The 16,093-nt window shown below is 42.7% G+C and carries 14 protein-coding genes; all 14 read left to right on the forward strand.

Annotated features, from left to right (window positions below):
* The first annotated feature begins 92 nt into the window (after positions 1–92).
* Complete coding sequence (locus tag FK220_RS17670; RefSeq protein WP_152575685.1) at positions 93–1,007, forward strand: DUF368 domain-containing protein; 915 nt, start codon at positions 93–95, stop codon at positions 1,005–1,007.
* A 12-nt stretch (positions 1,008–1,019) separates the two neighbouring features.
* Complete coding sequence (locus tag FK220_RS17675; protein ID WP_152575686.1) at positions 1,020–2,039, forward strand: DUF368 domain-containing protein; 1,020 nt, start codon at positions 1,020–1,022, stop codon at positions 2,037–2,039.
* Complete coding sequence (locus FK220_RS17680; protein WP_152575687.1) at positions 2,011–2,766, forward strand: shikimate dehydrogenase family protein; 756 nt, start codon at positions 2,011–2,013, stop codon at positions 2,764–2,766. Before FK220_RS17675 ends, FK220_RS17680 begins: the two co-directional genes overlap by 29 nt.
* 95 nt (positions 2,767–2,861) lie before the next feature.
* On the forward strand, positions 2,862–3,182 hold the full coding sequence (locus tag FK220_RS17685; protein WP_152575688.1) for a hypothetical protein: 321 nt from the start codon (positions 2,862–2,864) through the stop codon (positions 3,180–3,182).
* 35 nt (positions 3,183–3,217) lie between these two features.
* Positions 3,218–5,449, forward strand: coding sequence for a DUF349 domain-containing protein (locus tag FK220_RS17690; RefSeq protein ID WP_152575689.1), 2,232 nt, complete (start codon positions 3,218–3,220; stop codon positions 5,447–5,449).
* 622 nt (positions 5,450–6,071) lie between these two features.
* The gene (locus FK220_RS17695; RefSeq protein WP_152575690.1) at positions 6,072–6,965 is read left to right on the forward strand and encodes a M28 family metallopeptidase; all 894 of its coding nucleotides are present in this window, start codon (positions 6,072–6,074) and stop codon (positions 6,963–6,965) included.
* A 466-nt stretch (positions 6,966–7,431) separates the two neighbouring features.
* On the forward strand, positions 7,432–8,220 hold the full coding sequence (locus tag FK220_RS17700) for a hypothetical protein (protein WP_152575691.1): 789 nt from the start codon (positions 7,432–7,434) through the stop codon (positions 8,218–8,220).
* A 306-nt stretch (positions 8,221–8,526) separates the two neighbouring features.
* The gene (locus FK220_RS17705) at positions 8,527–9,546 is read left to right on the forward strand and encodes a S41 family peptidase (protein WP_152575692.1); all 1,020 of its coding nucleotides are present in this window, start codon (positions 8,527–8,529) and stop codon (positions 9,544–9,546) included.
* Positions 9,547–9,725: 179 nt separating this feature from the next.
* Positions 9,726–10,187 carry a VOC family protein gene (locus FK220_RS17710; RefSeq protein ID WP_152575693.1) on the forward strand — a complete coding sequence of 154 codons (462 nt, stop codon included), beginning with the start codon at positions 9,726–9,728 and terminating at the stop codon, positions 10,185–10,187.
* 134 nt (positions 10,188–10,321) lie between these two features.
* Positions 10,322–10,732, forward strand: coding sequence for an EthD family reductase (locus FK220_RS17715; protein ID WP_238719094.1), 411 nt, complete (start codon positions 10,322–10,324; stop codon positions 10,730–10,732).
* Between the two features lie 233 nt (positions 10,733–10,965).
* Positions 10,966–12,408, forward strand: coding sequence for a DASS family sodium-coupled anion symporter (locus tag FK220_RS17720; RefSeq protein WP_238719095.1), 1,443 nt, complete (start codon positions 10,966–10,968; stop codon positions 12,406–12,408).
* 253 nt (positions 12,409–12,661) lie between these two features.
* Positions 12,662–13,048 carry a hypothetical protein gene (locus FK220_RS17725; protein WP_152575694.1) on the forward strand — a complete coding sequence of 129 codons (387 nt, stop codon included), beginning with the start codon at positions 12,662–12,664 and terminating at the stop codon, positions 13,046–13,048.
* A 339-nt stretch (positions 13,049–13,387) separates the two neighbouring features.
* Positions 13,388–14,092: a hypothetical protein gene (locus tag FK220_RS17730; protein WP_152575695.1), complete on the forward strand. Its 705-nt coding sequence runs from the start codon at positions 13,388–13,390 to the stop codon at positions 14,090–14,092.
* Positions 14,093–15,218: 1,126 nt separating this feature from the next.
* Positions 15,219–16,079 (forward strand): LytR/AlgR family response regulator transcription factor, encoded by an 861-nt coding sequence (locus FK220_RS17735; RefSeq protein WP_152575696.1) that lies wholly within the window; start codon positions 15,219–15,221, stop codon positions 16,077–16,079.
* The last annotated feature ends 14 nt before the right edge of the window (positions 16,080–16,093 follow it).

Below are 16,093 nucleotides of genomic sequence, written 5' to 3' on the forward strand. Positions count from 1 at the left end.
GGCCTATCGCTTTGAAAGAAGTCTTTTTCCAATGCCGTAAAGTGAAATATTGTTCCTTTATTTGCCCTCGTTAAACTATTGCATCCCATTTTATGAAGCCACGAAATACGTTGCAATACCTCTTCATAACCCTTAAAGGAATGGCTATGGGCATCGCCGAGCTGGTGCCAGGCGTTTCAGGGGGTACCATTGCCTTTGTAGCGGGTATCTACGAAGAACTGATTTCCTCGATCAACAAGGTGAACCTCAAAACGGTGCACATTTGGCGCGAAAAAGGGTTCAGGGCATTCTGGGACGAACTGAACGGGAATTTTTTGGTAGCACTTGTTTTGGGCATGGCCATTAGCATCTTTTCATTTTCCAAGGTCATTAGCTGGCTTCTCGAAAACGAACCCATTCCCCTATGGTCGTTCTTTTTCGGATTGGTGGTCGCCAGTGTGGTCTTCGTGGGTAAAGCGATAAAAAAATGGAACCTGGCCACCATTTTACTATTGCTCCTCGGGGCGGTCGTCGCCTATTACATCACCACCCTGCCCCCGTCTGCGAATACGGACAGTCTTCCTTTTTTGTTTTTTTCCGGTGCCCTTGCCATCTGTGCGATGATCTTACCGGGCATTTCGGGTTCTTTCATATTGGTGTTGTTGGGCTCCTATAAGACGGTACTGGACGCGGTTGACGGGAAAGACCTTCAAATACTATTGACGGTCGCCGCAGGGGCCCTGTTCGGTTTGTTCAGTTTCGCGAGGTTGCTAAAGTGGATGTTCGACCACCGGAAAAATATCACCTTGGCCGTGCTTACCGGATTTATCCTAGGTTCGCTTAACAAAATATGGCCTTGGAAAAAAGTATTGGAGACCAAGACCATCGGTAAAAAAGTATTGGTTATCGACGAAAATATTTCTCCTTTTTCTTTTGAAGGCGACCCAAAATTACTCTGGGCCATTGTAGCGGCCATCATCGGTTTTTCCCTTATTTTTATGCTGGAGAAATTGGCTTCCAAAAAATAACGTGGCGCTTTCATGTATGAACCGAGAACACTCTTAGACAAAATTTTTCTGGTCATCAAAGGGCTCTGTATGGGTGCGGCCAACAAAGTACCAGGGGTATCTGGAGGTATTGTGGCCTTTGTAGGCGGGTTTTACGAGGAATTTATCTATTCGCTGCAAAAAGTAAATTACAAGGCCTTTAAGTTGTTGTTCAATGGCCGGTTCAAAAGCTTCTACCGTTATGTGAACGGCTCTTTCCTGACCCTTCTTATTTTCGGGATGTTGGTGAGCTATTTTAGCGTATCGAAGCTCTTGGACTATTTCCTGGAACGCAAGGAACTTTTTGTATGGGCCGCTTTTTTTGGGATGATCTTGGGATCGATCCATTACATCGGCAAGGATTTTGGGCACTGGAACAAACGTACCATTCCGGCCGGGATCATTGGGTTGGTCATCGGCATCTCTATCAGTTTTTTGAGTCCGGCCAAGGAGAACGATAACCTCTTGTTCATATTTTTGTGTGGCATTATCAGTGTCTCGGGGATGACACTTCCTGGACTTTCCGGCTCGTTCATCTTGATTCTTTTGGGAAATTATGTATTGTTGCTGGTCGATTCGGTGAACGCCTTGTATGATACCTTTGCCGAAATCATTAAGGGCGATTTTAGTTTTATCGATAACGGCGCCCGATTGAACACGCTTAAAATCCTGGCGGTATTTACCGCGGGGTCTGCTGCGGGGCTCGTAACACTATCGCATATCCTCACCTATGTGCTAAAGCACTTTAAGCACATTACCACGGCCACTATTTTAGGATTTATCACCGGTTCGCTCGGGGTGGTATGGCCCTGGAAAAAAACGATCTTCAGAACCGATGCGGATGGCGCTATACTGTTCGATTCGAACGGGAAGGAGATCGTGGCCAACTACGAACGTTATTTTCCCGATTTTGCAAACGGGGAAAACTGGTGGGCGCTTTTCTTTGTTGTCATTGGAATCGGTATCTTATTAGCACTCGATTGGTATGGAAAAAACAGGAAACGACTGGCATAGGTTCGGCCTAATCGGAAAAAACATTGGCTACTCTTTTTCGAAGGGTTATTTTACGAAGAAGTTCAAGGACCTGGGCCTGGACCAACACAGCTATGAGAACTTTGACCTCCCCCAGATCGGCGACTTTGAGGCGCTAAAGGGGCAAACGGATACCATCAAAGGGTTCAATGTCACCATCCCCTACAAGGAGGCCATACTCCCCTACCTAACGACCATCGACCCGGAGGCCGAAAAAATCGGGGCGGTCAACACCATTAAGGTAGAAGGGGCGACGTTTACGGGTTACAATACCGACGTATACGGTTTTCAACAATCGTTGGAACCTTTGTTGCAGCCACAGCATACCAAGGCGTTGATTCTCGGTACGGGCGGTGCCTCGAAAGCGGTCGCCTATGTGTTGAAGGCCTTGGATATCGATTACCGGTTGGTTTCCCGCCGACCCCGGACCGATGAACTGGGCTACGATGCCCTGACAGAGGAGATCATGGAAAGGCATACGATCATCGTGAACTGCACTCCCCTGGGCACGTACCCGAATATCTCGGAAAAACCACCCATTCCCTATCATTTTGTACACCGAGGACATTTACTCTTCGACCTGATCTACAATCCGCCCAAGACGGCTTTTTTGGCGGAGGGGGAGGCCCGTGGCGCAACTATCAGCAATGGACTTCGCATGTTGCAACTACAGGCGGAAAGGGCCTGGGAGATCTGGACGACCCCCTAAGTGGTACCATCCCCTAAGAGCTTTATCGGTCCGGGGTATTGGTCCAAGGTGCATGGTGCGCCGCGTAATGCGAACTGCGTAATGCGCGCTGCGTGATGCGTAATGCACGATGCGTGGTGCGTACAGCGAGGCACGCGATGGTAATGCGTGATGCCACAAACAGGGTTCATGGCCATTGTTTTTTAATGATAGGGGCAGTTGGGCCACTGATCGGTCAGGGGCCGATCGTTATCGATTACCGGTTATCGGGGACTGCCTACCGCCCGCACAAGGGATTGCAGTGGAAATACCGCAGACCGGCGCCAGGAGGGGCGAGGAATTGCAACGAAAAGCCCGACCCCACCACCCGTGGGGATGTGCCCGTCAAAAAGACTTTTGCAATCACTTTGCCATTCAATGGGTTGTTACTATCTTAGGTTAGGATTTGCATAACAGGGAAAACAGCTATAGAATGCCAGAAGAAAATGAACAGGAAATGAAGGAAGTTTTGGGAGCGGATGAAGGGCAAGAGGCACCCGTAAAAGACCCTGATACGGCCAAGACAGCTGAAAGCGAGGAGCTTGCAACCACCGACGATGCCAAAGAAATGCCTGCCGCCGAAAATAAAACCCCGAAAGAACCCGAACCGACCGGCGATACCGAGGAGCCGGACACCCAGCTAGTAGAACCTTCGGAGACGGTGGGGCCGGATACCCCGCTAGAAGGATCCTCGAAGACGGAGGAGCCCGCAACCACTGAGGAAACGAAGGAAAACAAAGCGGTCGAGAAGGTCGAGGAAGCCCCCGCTTCCAAACCGGTGAAAGTGAAAAAATCGGAGGAAGACGAAAAAGCGCTGAACGAAATCGATGAGGAGAATGCGGAGGATGCCGAAGACCATGAAAACGAGCACAGACACCGAATCCCTATCTTGGATTACCATGCCATGTCGATGGAAAACCTGGTAGGGGAGCTGCAGCGGCTGGTGCGCAACGAAAAGGTACAGGCCATTAAAAAACATGTGGACGGCATCAAATACGAATTTGATCTAAAGTTCCAGGAATTCATCGACGGCAAAAAGGAGGAGTTTATCGCCAATGGCGGCAATGAAATCGATTTCAGGTACAATTCGGTCACCAAACGGCAATTCAACGAGGTCTATTCGGACTACCGCGAGAAGCGCAACCAGTACTACAAAAACCTGGAGAATACCTTAAAGGAAAATCTGGCGAACCGATTGGAGATCATCGAGGAATTGAAGGGGCTGGTCAACGTCGAGGAAGATATCAATACTACCTATAACAACTTTAAAAGCATCCAGGAGCGCTGGCGCAATGCAGGACCCGTGCCCCGTACGCATTACAATAACGTTTGGCGTACCTACCAGCACCATATCGAGATCTTCTACGATTTCCTGCACCTGAACCGTGAGTTGCGCGACCTTGACTTTAAACACAATCTGGAGGAAAAGACCAAACTGGTGGAACGGGCCGAAGCCCTGGCCGAGGAAAAAGACCTCGGGAAAGCCTTTAGGGAACTCCAGATCTTGCATAAAGTCTGGAAAGAGGATATAGGACCTGTGGATCGGGAACACCGGGATGCGATCTGGGAACGTTTCAGCAATGCGACCAAGGTACTGCACCAACGCAAGCAGGAGCACCAGAAAGAACTGGAGAAAAGCTACGAGGCCAACCTATTGCGAAAAAACGAGATCATTGCGCAAATCAGCGCGATTGCGGCCAATATTCCGAACAACCATCGGGCCTTGCAGCAGCAGATGAAAGAAATCGCTGCATTGCGCGATACCTTTTTCAAGGCCGGCAAGGTACCGCAGCACGCCAATGAGGCGACTTGGGCAGCCTTTAAGGACGCGGTACGCACCTTTAATCATGGGAAAAACGCCTTTTATAAAAACCTGAAAAAAGAACAGCAACAAAACCTGGAAAAGAAAAGGGAGCTCCTGGCCATCGCCGAGGCCCACAAGGATAGCGAGGACTGGGAGGCGGCTACACAGGAAATGAAACGCATTCAGCGCGAATGGAAAAATATCGGCCATGTGCCCCGCAAATATTCCGACCGTATCTGGAAAGATTTCAAGGATGCCTGCAACCACTACTTCGACCGGCTGCATGCGCGCAAGAATAGTGCATACAAACAGGAGGAGGAAAACCTGGCCAAAAAGACAGCCTGTCTGGAACGTCTGCGCACATTCGAACTGAGCGGTGAGAAAGACAAGGACGTGGAAGCCGTAAAAGGGTTTATCGCCGAATGGAAAGGGTACGGGCGTGTTCCCTTCAAGAAAAAGGGAATCGACCAAAAGTTCAACAAGATCCTGGATGCACTATTCCGAAAAATAGGACTGGACAAGCAGGAATCCGAACTGTTACAGTATGGCAACAAAATACAGCAATTGGCCAAATCGCAGGACCAGGAGCGCGCCATCGGGAACGAACGCCAGTTCATTCGCAAAAAGATTACCGAAAGCAAGAACGAAATCCGCCAATTGGAGACCAACCTGCAGTTTTTCTCCAATGCTTCGGAAGATAACCCTTTGGTACGTGACGTAATCAAGAACATCGATCGGCAGAAGGCGGCATTGGAGACCTGGAAGGGGAAGCTGAAAAAGCTGAACATAATGCAGCACCGACTTGAGCGGGCCGAGGAGGATAGCGAGACGAAGGCCCAAGCGTCTTCGGAAGAGGAGTAAACTTCCGGTTAAAAACAGCACCTATCAAAGCCTCCTATGAAATACCATCACTTGCGTCCCGAAGCATCGGGGCTTCGGACCGGTGACTTCCTCTAGCAGCATCGGGCGGCTCGTCGTTGGCAAAAAAACCTTAGCCCAACCGTTAGGGCACATTCCGCAGAAGCTGACTTTTTTTACTTCGTGCCAAGGCACTCCCGCCCAAAAAGAAATGTGTTACGACTACCTGCTAAATCAAATTGGCAATAGAGCTCCCGACCGCCAAATCCCAGTTTTAGCAGGACTTCGAGTCCAAACAATGTTACAACAATACCTAAAAGCAGTTTATTCATGTCATATCCATTTTGATAGGCATTCATGTTTTCGCCCTGCTCGGAATGTACGATACATCTTATTTCCAATACCGAAATATCCAGAACATACAGCCTCGAATGCGGCCTGGTTCGAGTACTAGCATTGGAAACAATACGCAAACATTAAGAGAGCGTTTTAAACGATAGTTAAGGGATTTTACTATATTTCCATAGAAATCAATAGCCCGCGCTTCTACCCGCACACTGTGATCGCAGCTGTGATGTTTAGCAGGTCGTTACCGGTAAGCTAAAAAGAACGTATATCAATCAATATGCACAAATCACTGATTCCAATATTATTTTCATTAATCTTTCTAAATACGGGTGAGGAACCACCTTTAAAACTTATAGATGAACAGAAAAAAATTATAGCTGAGTTGAGCGGTCACAGTAAATTAGAAAATGGTAAAACAATATCTAGTAGAAGCACAAAAGAAGAAAGACAGCTAACACGTGAATATTTGTCAAACCTAATTGCATCTACCGGACTCAAGCCCCAAGTTCAAGAATACAAACTGCCAAACGTGAACCCTTTAGTTGATTTATTATTTGAGCCCTTTGCGGGAGCCAATGTTTACACTATTCTGCCATCAACAAATCAGAGCGATGACTATATCGTATTCGGCGCCCATTTTGACACAGAACGTAACTGTCCCGGTGCAATCGATAATGCTACGGGTATCGCTATAGGGTATGGTCTAATTGAGAAATTGATCGATGTAAAGGAAAGGAACGTCAATGTCATATTGGTTTTCTTTGACCAAGAGGAGGAAGATTTAATAGGAAGTCAGGCATTTGCGAAAAAATTAAAAAAAGAAAAATTCAAAATCCTCTCGGTACACACGATGGACACAATGGGTTGGGATAGGGATGAAGATAGCGCTATCGAACTGGAATTACCCACTAACTATCTAAAGGATATTTATATTAAAACTGGTAAAAGGCTTGGAATACCTATATATACTACAAAAGTAAACTCGACCGACCATCATTCTTTTAGGGAATTAGGATTTAATGCCACTGGATTAACGGACGAACTTGTTAACGGCGATTATGCACCTTACAAGGATACAGCAAAGGATACGTATGAAACAGTCAATTTTAACTACGTTGCATCGTGTACAGAATTAGTTTACGAAGTCGCCAAAACATTAATTGAACAATGAATATTTTAAAAAGCATATATAAATCCAAATCATTGTACGCGATGCTTGGTATTTCTATGGCATATTTTTTATTCAAGAGCTTTCAGTATTTGATAATTGGCAGCTACGTTCCAATATTGTTCATAGCATTTATGGTTATTCTTATTTATTGGAGTTTTACTGTAACCCGTACAACTCATTATCGGATTTTGAAGTTTTGGGCGATTTTAGTAATTTTTTGGGCAATCGCAAGATTTGGTGTTTGGCTGATGTTCAAAATTGATGTAACCTTGACAGAATCCCATATAAGGGAACAATTTGGCATAGTACCTCATGTCGTATCCATTTTGATGTTATGTATCGGAATTGGAATACTTAGGCAGATAAAAAAGCCAGCAGGTAACAACGTATAGGCTCAACTGCAGTGGAATTACTATACCGGGTGCATGCAATACGAGACAACTTTTTATTTAGGATGAAAATCAAAATGAAATTAGCAGCAGCATTCTTACTAGTTTTAAGCATTTCATGTAAAGGACAATCCAAACATAGCCCTAATGTATTTATCAAGGGTATCCCGACCATGGTTGGGCCAAAGATCATGGACTCAGGTTATCCCCTTCCCATAGCAATTTTCACCGATAGTTCAAGACAAGATGTTCATTACAGTGGCTGGGCTAATTATGATGATGTTTATATTGCCGACCCTGATGACGCCAATTCACCGATTATTATACATAAAGAAGTAGAAGACGTTTCTTTTGAGTTGGCAGCAAACAAAATTTCCAAGAACTATGGCTTTGGCCATTTCGATATTGAAACAATAAAACGAAGTCCATTCTATCAAAAATACAATTTGGATATCGCGTATGGACTAGCAAAAACGGAACTCAACGGAAAAGCAGCAACCACCATCATACAAGGTCAAAGATTAGACGGTAATACATATCTTGTCATACTAACCATAGTTCAGGACGAGTTATTTAAAAAATGGTCCGGCATGAACATCCTATTGATGCAAATGGGTTATATACAGACCTTTAAAACATTGCCAAAAGAAATGGTGGAGGTTGCCGTAAACGGTTCTGCCAATGAAAAATTGAAATACTTTGAGAGGGTCAATGCACGAGCCCAGACAGCCATATCAAATCAATCGGTAGAGAAAGGAAAAATAAATGATGAAATAATGAGAATGCTATCCGACAAAGCGCAATTGGATGTTATCCAATTTCAATGGGATATGAGCAATGATATTTTGTATGGGAACGGTTGGTAAATATCCTATTGTGGAAATCGAAAGAAAAAGGCCTGCATACAACGAGGACGGCAAACAATTACTTGTTTTCAACCACTTCTGAACCCCCAAGCACCAAGACTGACTGGTCTTCAGTTTGGTGTGTATCTGCAAATTTAAGCGCTCATGCCGTCCTTTCGCTACGCGCGTAGGAGGCAAGAACCAAATCATAGCCGATATCTCCCTATCCCTTCTATCTTAGCTCAGATTAATAATCCGGAAACTACTATATTTATGAACAATAAATAATGTTTCGTAAACTACGAGCCGAGACCGTTACCCACCATCATGAAAAAAACTTGGAAAAACGTTTTAGTATGCTTTCTGATTTCAAGTTCATTCACCTCCAGTGCCCAGAATTCAAAAACTAAAACAACTCTTGATAAAATAATCGAACACGTGGAAAATAGTTCGCTCTATCGAAAAAACATTGACTGGGCCGCTCTCAAAAAAGAAATGTATGTACTTGCAACAAACGCTGATTCCGTTTCTCATCTCAAACCCGCACTTGATTTAATGCTGAAAACGTTAAATGATACACATGGTCGTGTTTTTCACAACAATCAATATCTATCATACTATTCTGGGGAAAAGAAAGAGCACCGGAAAAATATTGATTGGGATGTTTATACTGAAATTCAGTCAGCACAGGTTTATGAATTCAAAGCCACAAATATTCAGGACAGTATCGGATATGTAAGAATCGTTGGGCTTCCAATGGGAGACAATCAAAAAATGTCATCCAATATTCAAAACGCTGTTTGCAAGCTAATCGAAAACGGGGCGAAAAAGTGGATTATAGATTTAAGATATAATGGTGGTGGAAATATGTTCCCGATGGTCGAAGGATTAGCGAATATCATTGGCGACGGAATCGTTGGAGGAACAGAAGGCGTTACGGAAGATGAAAGTTCTGTTTGGCAAATTAAAGATGGGGATTTCTTCTATGACGAACAAAATGTGGCGATAGAAAACAAATGCCCAATCCTTGAACTTCAAAGAGTCGCGGTCTTGACGAGTGTTTACACCGCAAGTTCAGGAGAAGCTTTAGCCGTGATTTTAAAAAATAGACCAAGGACAAGATTTTTTGGGAATAAAACTATGGGAATGGTTACCGCAACCGATTATAACCAGATTGATAGTTTAACCGCAATGATGATTTCCGTAAGTTACTATAAAGACCGAGAATCCAATCTGTACAATGAATTTGTAGATGTTGATGAAATAGTTGATTTTGATCCAAAAGTGGAAACGAACGAAGACAAAGGAATAAGTCGAGCGATTGAATGGTTAAACGAAAACAAGTAACCGTAGGTGACAACCGCTATAAGTGATTCAATGAAGACGGGCAGGTTTCTTGTCCTTGCATCCTCCTGAGAATTCAATTGGAATTTTCAGCTTGTTGTTCACCTGCCTGCGATTGGTAGGCTTTTAGCGTTTCACCGACTTTATCTAACACCGTCATTGACAATTGAAAAATAAAATAAATGATCAAGGGACTTTATGAAACCCATTTATTTGTGGAGAAAATTGAGCGTTCGGTTGAGTTTTATAGTGAGGTCCTTGGACTAAGGCTATGCCATTATGAAGAAGAGCGAAAAGCAGCTTTCTTTTGGATTGGGAAAGATAAACAATCAATGCTCGGCTTATGGGAAAAACCAAAAGAAGAAATCGATATTCGACATTTTGCCTTTGAATGTGAACCGGAATGGGTATTGAACGAATCAGTGAACTACTTAAAATCACGGAACTTAAATTTTAGGAACTTTTTAGACGATGGAACCGAGCGACCCATGGTATTTGCTTGGATGCCGGCGATAGCGATTTACTTTGACGACCCTGACGGACACTCCCTTGAATTCATTGGAATTCTCAACGGAAAGTCTAGACCTGGAAAAGGAATAATTGCTTATGACCAATGGTTGGAATTGGAAAAAAATGGAAAATAAAGGGATGCAACTGTAGCTTTTATGAAAAGCTAAGGACTATTCAATCGAGCACTCCTACCCTAAAATAACCAAAACATTATGTCCTGTGTAGTTGGAAAGAATTAAATTTAACCCATTCATTAAATCCTCATAAATTGAAAACCAATACCATTCTCTCAATCTTTGTCGCCATGGTATGGTGTATCAGCTGCCAGCAGCCTACGTCATCCGATACTTCCAAAATCAAAAAAGGCATGATCAAAGTGGCGATACTATATCCGAACACTGAGGGGAAAACGTTCGATATGGACTACTATTCCAACAAACACATGCCAATGGTCGCGGGTTTATTCGGCGACTCCTTAAAACTGTACACGATTGATAAGGGAATAGCTGGTAGAACGCCCGATGAACCCCTTCCCTATGTGGCCATTGGATATTTTTACTTTGACAAGCTTTCTGCCTATCACAATTCTTTCGGACCCAACGCTGAGACAATCTTAGGTGATATCCCTAACTATACCAATATTCAGCCTATTGTCCAAATTAGTGAGGTGTTGCATTGACTATTTAAGGTCGGGTACCATTACAATCCAAGAGCTTTTAGGGGGGGTTCCAAGACAGTACGGCCGGCAACACGAACTGCAGAATGCCGAAAACATTCCATAACCATAGCTTTTGGTAAAGGTTGGTATTGGTTTAAGAGGAACGTGGAAGAAGGGTCGAGTAAAATAGCGTACCTTTTACTTAACATTGAAGCAATAACCTGAAGTTAAAGGGATGGGCAAAACAAGTTATCATGATGAGATCAACTGAAGGGTACGAACCATCACATAGCCCCCAGAGATTACGTTGGGTAAAAAGAATTATCACCTTGATAGTGGGTACTGTTATTTGGTACCTCCCCATTCCTTGGGGATTAAGTCCGGACGCTTGGCACCTGTTCGCTATTTTTATTACGGCCATCATAGGAGTTTTACTGGATGCCCTGTCTATTTTTACCGCATCGGTTCTTGCATTGGTAGCCGTAGTACTATTGAGGGTTCTCACTCCTGAAAAAGCCTTTTCAGGTTTCTCGGAGAGCTTTATACTACTTATTCTGGCAGCTTTTTTGGTGGCCAAAGGGGTGATTAAGTCCGGATTGGGAAGACGGATCGCATTCCTTTTAATTCGCCGCTTTGGCAAGTCTACCTTAAATTTAGGGTATTGCATTGTTGCTACGGATACGCTTTTGGGGCCTGCCATTCCGAGTAATACGGCAAGATCGGGAATTCTTTATCCCATTACCCATGCACTGTCTTTGGACACCGGATCACTGCCGACGCCGGAAAGCCGAAAAAAAACAGGAACGTATCTTATGATGACAGCCATATCTGGACACACCATAAGTTCTGCATTATGGTTTACGGGTATGGCTGCCAATCCAGTAGGAGCCGGTATTGCCGCTCAATTTGGGGTAAACATGAATTTTGGTAATTGGGTGTTTGTGGCTTCGGTACCCTGCATCATTGCTTTGATTGCGATCCCCTTGGTATTGTATAAGCTTTTTCCGCCTGAAAACAAATACACCCCCGAAGCCCCTGAAATGGCTAAAAATACGCTGCTTGAAATGGGTCCCATGAGTCGGCAAGAGTGGATTATGGGCATTACATTTTTTGGAATGATCCTTCTTTGGGCTTTTTCACCCCTTTTGAACATCAACCTGGCCATCATTGCCTTTCTTGGATTATCGATACTGATATTGGCGAACGTGTACACCCTGGAAGATATTCGACAAGGGGCGGGTGATGCGCTTGAAACCTATGTATGGTTTGCCATTTTATATATGATGAGTACCGCATTGAACGACATGGGTTTCATGAAAACCCTAGGCGCTCAAATAGCTGCTCAAATTAGTGGTTTCAACTGGGTTACCGTATACATCCTTTTGACCGTATTGTATGTGGTAATCCACTATTTGTTTGTCAGTCAAACGGCACAATTGCTGGCTTTATACGCCGTATTTTTACAGGTAGCCGTAAATGCGCAAGTACCTGCTGCGCTAATGGCTTTTATGCTCTCTTTCGCCACCAATTATTTTGCGGTGATCACGCCCCAAGCCTCCAGTTCCAATGTTTTATTTGCCGGAAGTGGCTTTTTACCGTCGGAAGATATTTACAAGCAAGGAGCGGTCATCACGGTTTTGAACACCGTCATATTCCTTCTGGCAACTCCTTGGATCTTGTGGTCATCATCGGTGTGAAGAAATTATGATTCCCGAGCTAACTGGTAACAAAGAATGATAATCAGCAATCGAAGCGTATCTTTTTATAAATGCCTATTAGAGGTTCGTTACCCATTCAAAATACCGTTAGTAACAGTCTAAAAAATGAATCCCGAATTGAAGGAAATATCCAATTTTTTTAGAACGGATTATCCTTTAAATAAAGATGGACTAAAAGAGTTGCTTTCTTTCTTTGAAATGAAAGACCTTTAGGAAAGGCAGTCAAATTCTTATGGTCGAAGAAGAGGAAAAATACTCAACACGAGGTTTGAATGCGGTACGAACAATGGATTATTGGAAGTCATCCGATTTTCTAGGAGACAGGATAAAAGGTATTCCAGCCGTGCACGGATATGGATGTGTAGCCAAACCGATGGGAAATGTCATGGGCTTTTTCATACAGTTGCCCGATGAGAAATCCATTTATGTAAGCTCGGATACTATTTACACAGATGCCGTAGACAATGTTATAAAGAAATATAAGCCAGCTATTAACGTTGTAGCCTGTGGAACTGCTCAAATGGACATTTTCAAGCCGTTGCTAATGGCTATGGCGGATATAATCAGATTTGTAAAGAATTCACTTGAAAAGTCATCACAAATCACTTGGAAGCTGTAAATCATTGCCCCACCACAAGAAAGCAGCTTCGCTCCAAATTGACCACCTATGGAGTATTGGAAAACCGTATATTCCAGAAGATGGAGAGATGATTGAAATTGAATATAGCCGGTAATTGGTACAATTTCCAACAATCCATGAACATATAGCATCCTGGGTTATAGTCAAAGAATTTAGGTACTCTACATCCCTCATTCGAAAAACGGCAACATCTTTAGGCACAAGCGTATCAAATGATAGCGCTTTAAGCCAGATAGTTCGTTCTCTGATAAGACTACAAAGTTTATTACCTTAGATATCAAAGATAAAGAGCTTCAATTCCATCAAATAAACGAGTTAATGCTGAAATTCTTTAGAAAAATTCGAGCGGCCCTCATTAAACAAAGAAAATTTCGTACGTATCTCGCATACGCGGTAGGTGAAATAGTATTGGTAGTCATCGGAATATTAATAGCCCTCTCGATCAATAATCTTAAAGATGCAGCCGATCTTATAAAAGAAGGACAACATCTCTACAAAGACATCATTACCGAATTGCGTGAAGACCTTAAGGACATCCAGGAAAATGCCGACTATAACAATTATTTTCTTGAAAGATACAGACTAGGGAGAAGAATTATATTGACCGATAAGGAAAAAGAAAAAAGCGATTCGCTCGCCGTAATAGCTTCCGAGCTCACAAAGTTTTCAGATTTTAAAAACGACAGACCCATATACGACCGTCTTTTTACCAGTGGGGAACAAGACCTCATCAATGATCCGGAAATACTGGGTGATCTGAAACGGCTGGCCGTGTTATACAACTACATAAACAGGCTGGAGAAAAACCAACAGGACTTTATGTACATCGTCTTGCCTAAAATTGCCGATTATATAAGGATAAATCCACCTGAAATAAAAGATCTTGATGCCTTATATGGCTATAGATTCCACAACGATATAGAGATTTTCATCATTATCATGGAGGAAAAGGAACAGCTTTATCAAGATGCCGCAGACCAGCTAAACGAGCTATTAGCCGACTTGAACGCAAAGTTGGAATAGCGATACACCCTTATACGAAACACTATAGCCAAATAAATCACACATCAAACATAAATTGTATTCATATAAGACAACGAGTTAAAAAAATCGGAAAAGAAAAACAGCGTTATAACAATTTTAACGTCTTATACGACTTGGTCAAGAAAAGCAACCCTGCTTTGGACCTTCCAGAGGGTGATTTAAAAACGATAGGATCATAACTTCTTTTTAAGCCCGACACCTCGAAACAGTCAATAAATGTAATGTCTTTCGCGACAAAACTGTATCCGGATTCGACGAATCTCTTTGACGGTTTGGCAGAGGTCCATCTGTATGTTGCGAACAAAGTAAAAGCCCTATAGAATTTTGAGAAATAGTTATAGTTGAATCCGCAAAACCACAATGCGCTTAGCAGATTAATGGAGCTCCAAAAATAATGACCAGCCGATTATGAGCTGTAGAAGATATAGCAAGTAACTATTTTCCCATAGGAACCGGTACATACATTAGGCAGCGATACAATTGGATCACCAACTTTAACAAGTTCTTCCCCGCCCCTAAAAAAAGGCGTGCTGGCCGAGAAAATGTCGCGTTGGATATCTTTGGGAGTATACACCTCCTAAGGCTAAAAATTGAGGCTGAATAAAGGTTTCAGAAGTAAAGACCGACGCATTATTGGCTCTACCTTGCTCTTAGAATTCTATAATCAGGATGTTATCGCCCTAATCCAAATTCCCTCTAGGCATCCTAAGTCCGTCTAGGGTCAGGACGGTGTCCCAATTCTGAAAAGACTGGGATTCACCATTTCCTAAGTCCTGATTGGTTTAGTTACAGTGATGCAAAAGCTATTATGTACCAAATAGCGGAGCAAGGATGGACTACATGAACTGTGTAAAACATCGGATGACATACCACCCACGGGCCAATACGAAAAAATACTAATGAATAAATAGGATAAAAAGAACGACTTAGGATTCAAACTGTCATTGCGGGCAGATTTCCAAACCGGAAAAATGTCGCAATCACTTATCTTTAGGGCGGGAGACAATTTCATATGGATTGTTTTCCTCCCCCTAAAACAAGATTGTCGGTAAAAATTACCAATCATGCAAGAAACCGATTGTCTGTAAGCTTGGAACCAGTATAGATGTTACAATTAATTAACCAAAAATATCCTCCTCCAAATCCTGGCTTACGAAGTATTATTACCGCCTTGCTTTTTGGGCTGTTCATAGGTTTATTTCTATTGTTCTTCGAACCATTCGACATCAATTTGGCTACCTATAACAACAAAGTCTTGGTTTTGCTATTCTTCGGCCTTATTACGGCACTAGTTTTATTCGTTTTTCTTTATTTATTACCTCTGGTACTTCCGAAAGTATTCTCAGATAAACATTGGAAGGTTAAACATCAAATTATTCTTTACTTCATAATTCTATTTGTAATCGCTACGCTCAACGGGGTATACACTAATTATATAAACTCTTTAAACTTTAGTTGGTCTAACTATTGGTGGATTATTAATCGAACATTTGTTCTTGGTGGGATACCCATTACTTTTTTAACACTAATCGACTATCACCGAAAAATCACATTAAATGTTAATCAAGCGAATGAAATTCTGGAGACCAAAAAAGAATTCAAAGAGAGTGTAGATGGGACCACCTACCAGTTTTCGACCGATTTAAAAAATGAAATTGTCAATTTTAACGAGGATGATTTCTATTATGCAATGGCAGAAGGCAATTATATCGATATGTTCAGTTTGGACAAAAACCAACTAAAAAAAGTCACATATAGAGTTTCACTGTCTTCATTTGAAAATCAATTGACCTCCACATGTCTGAAAAGGTGCCATCGTTCTTATTTGGTAAATCTTAAAAAAGTAACCAACATTTCGGGAAATGCACAAGGTTTAAAACTTGAACTAAGAAATCAAACGGTCGCGATTCCTGTTTCAAGAAAATACATACCAAGTGTTAAACAATTTTTTCTTCAATTTCCATAGCCGTTTCCATAAAA

The organism is Pelagihabitans pacificus, assembly GCF_009371985.2.
Taxonomy (GTDB): domain Bacteria; phylum Bacteroidota; class Bacteroidia; order Flavobacteriales; family Flavobacteriaceae; genus Pelagihabitans; species Pelagihabitans pacificus.

Excerpts from the sequence above, each read along its gene's own strand:
- FK220_RS17720 (WP_238719095.1), top strand. The coding sequence starts at position 10,966 with ATGATGAGATCAACTGAAGGGTACGAACCATCACATAGCCCCCAGAGA.
- FK220_RS17730 (WP_152575695.1), top strand. The coding sequence starts at position 13,388 with ATGCTGAAATTCTTTAGAAAAATTCGAGCGGCCCTCATTAAACAAAGA.
- FK220_RS17695 (WP_152575690.1), top strand. The coding sequence starts at position 6,072 with ATGCACAAATCACTGATTCCAATATTATTTTCATTAATCTTTCTAAAT.
- FK220_RS17725 (WP_152575694.1), top strand. The coding sequence starts at position 12,662 with ATGGTCGAAGAAGAGGAAAAATACTCAACACGAGGTTTGAATGCGGTA.
- FK220_RS17685 (WP_152575688.1), top strand. The coding sequence starts at position 2,862 with ATGCGTAATGCACGATGCGTGGTGCGTACAGCGAGGCACGCGATGGTA.
- FK220_RS17700 (WP_152575691.1), top strand. The coding sequence starts at position 7,432 with ATGAAATTAGCAGCAGCATTCTTACTAGTTTTAAGCATTTCATGTAAA.
- FK220_RS17735 (WP_152575696.1), top strand. The coding sequence starts at position 15,219 with ATGTTACAATTAATTAACCAAAAATATCCTCCTCCAAATCCTGGCTTA.
- FK220_RS17670 (WP_152575685.1), top strand. The coding sequence starts at position 93 with ATGAAGCCACGAAATACGTTGCAATACCTCTTCATAACCCTTAAAGGA.
- FK220_RS17680 (WP_152575687.1), top strand. The coding sequence starts at position 2,011 with ATGGAAAAAACAGGAAACGACTGGCATAGGTTCGGCCTAATCGGAAAA.
- FK220_RS17705 (WP_152575692.1), top strand. The coding sequence starts at position 8,527 with ATGAAAAAAACTTGGAAAAACGTTTTAGTATGCTTTCTGATTTCAAGT.
- FK220_RS17710 (WP_152575693.1), top strand. The coding sequence starts at position 9,726 with ATGATCAAGGGACTTTATGAAACCCATTTATTTGTGGAGAAAATTGAG.
- FK220_RS17675 (WP_152575686.1), top strand. The coding sequence starts at position 1,020 with ATGTATGAACCGAGAACACTCTTAGACAAAATTTTTCTGGTCATCAAA.
- FK220_RS17690 (WP_152575689.1), top strand. The coding sequence starts at position 3,218 with ATGCCAGAAGAAAATGAACAGGAAATGAAGGAAGTTTTGGGAGCGGAT.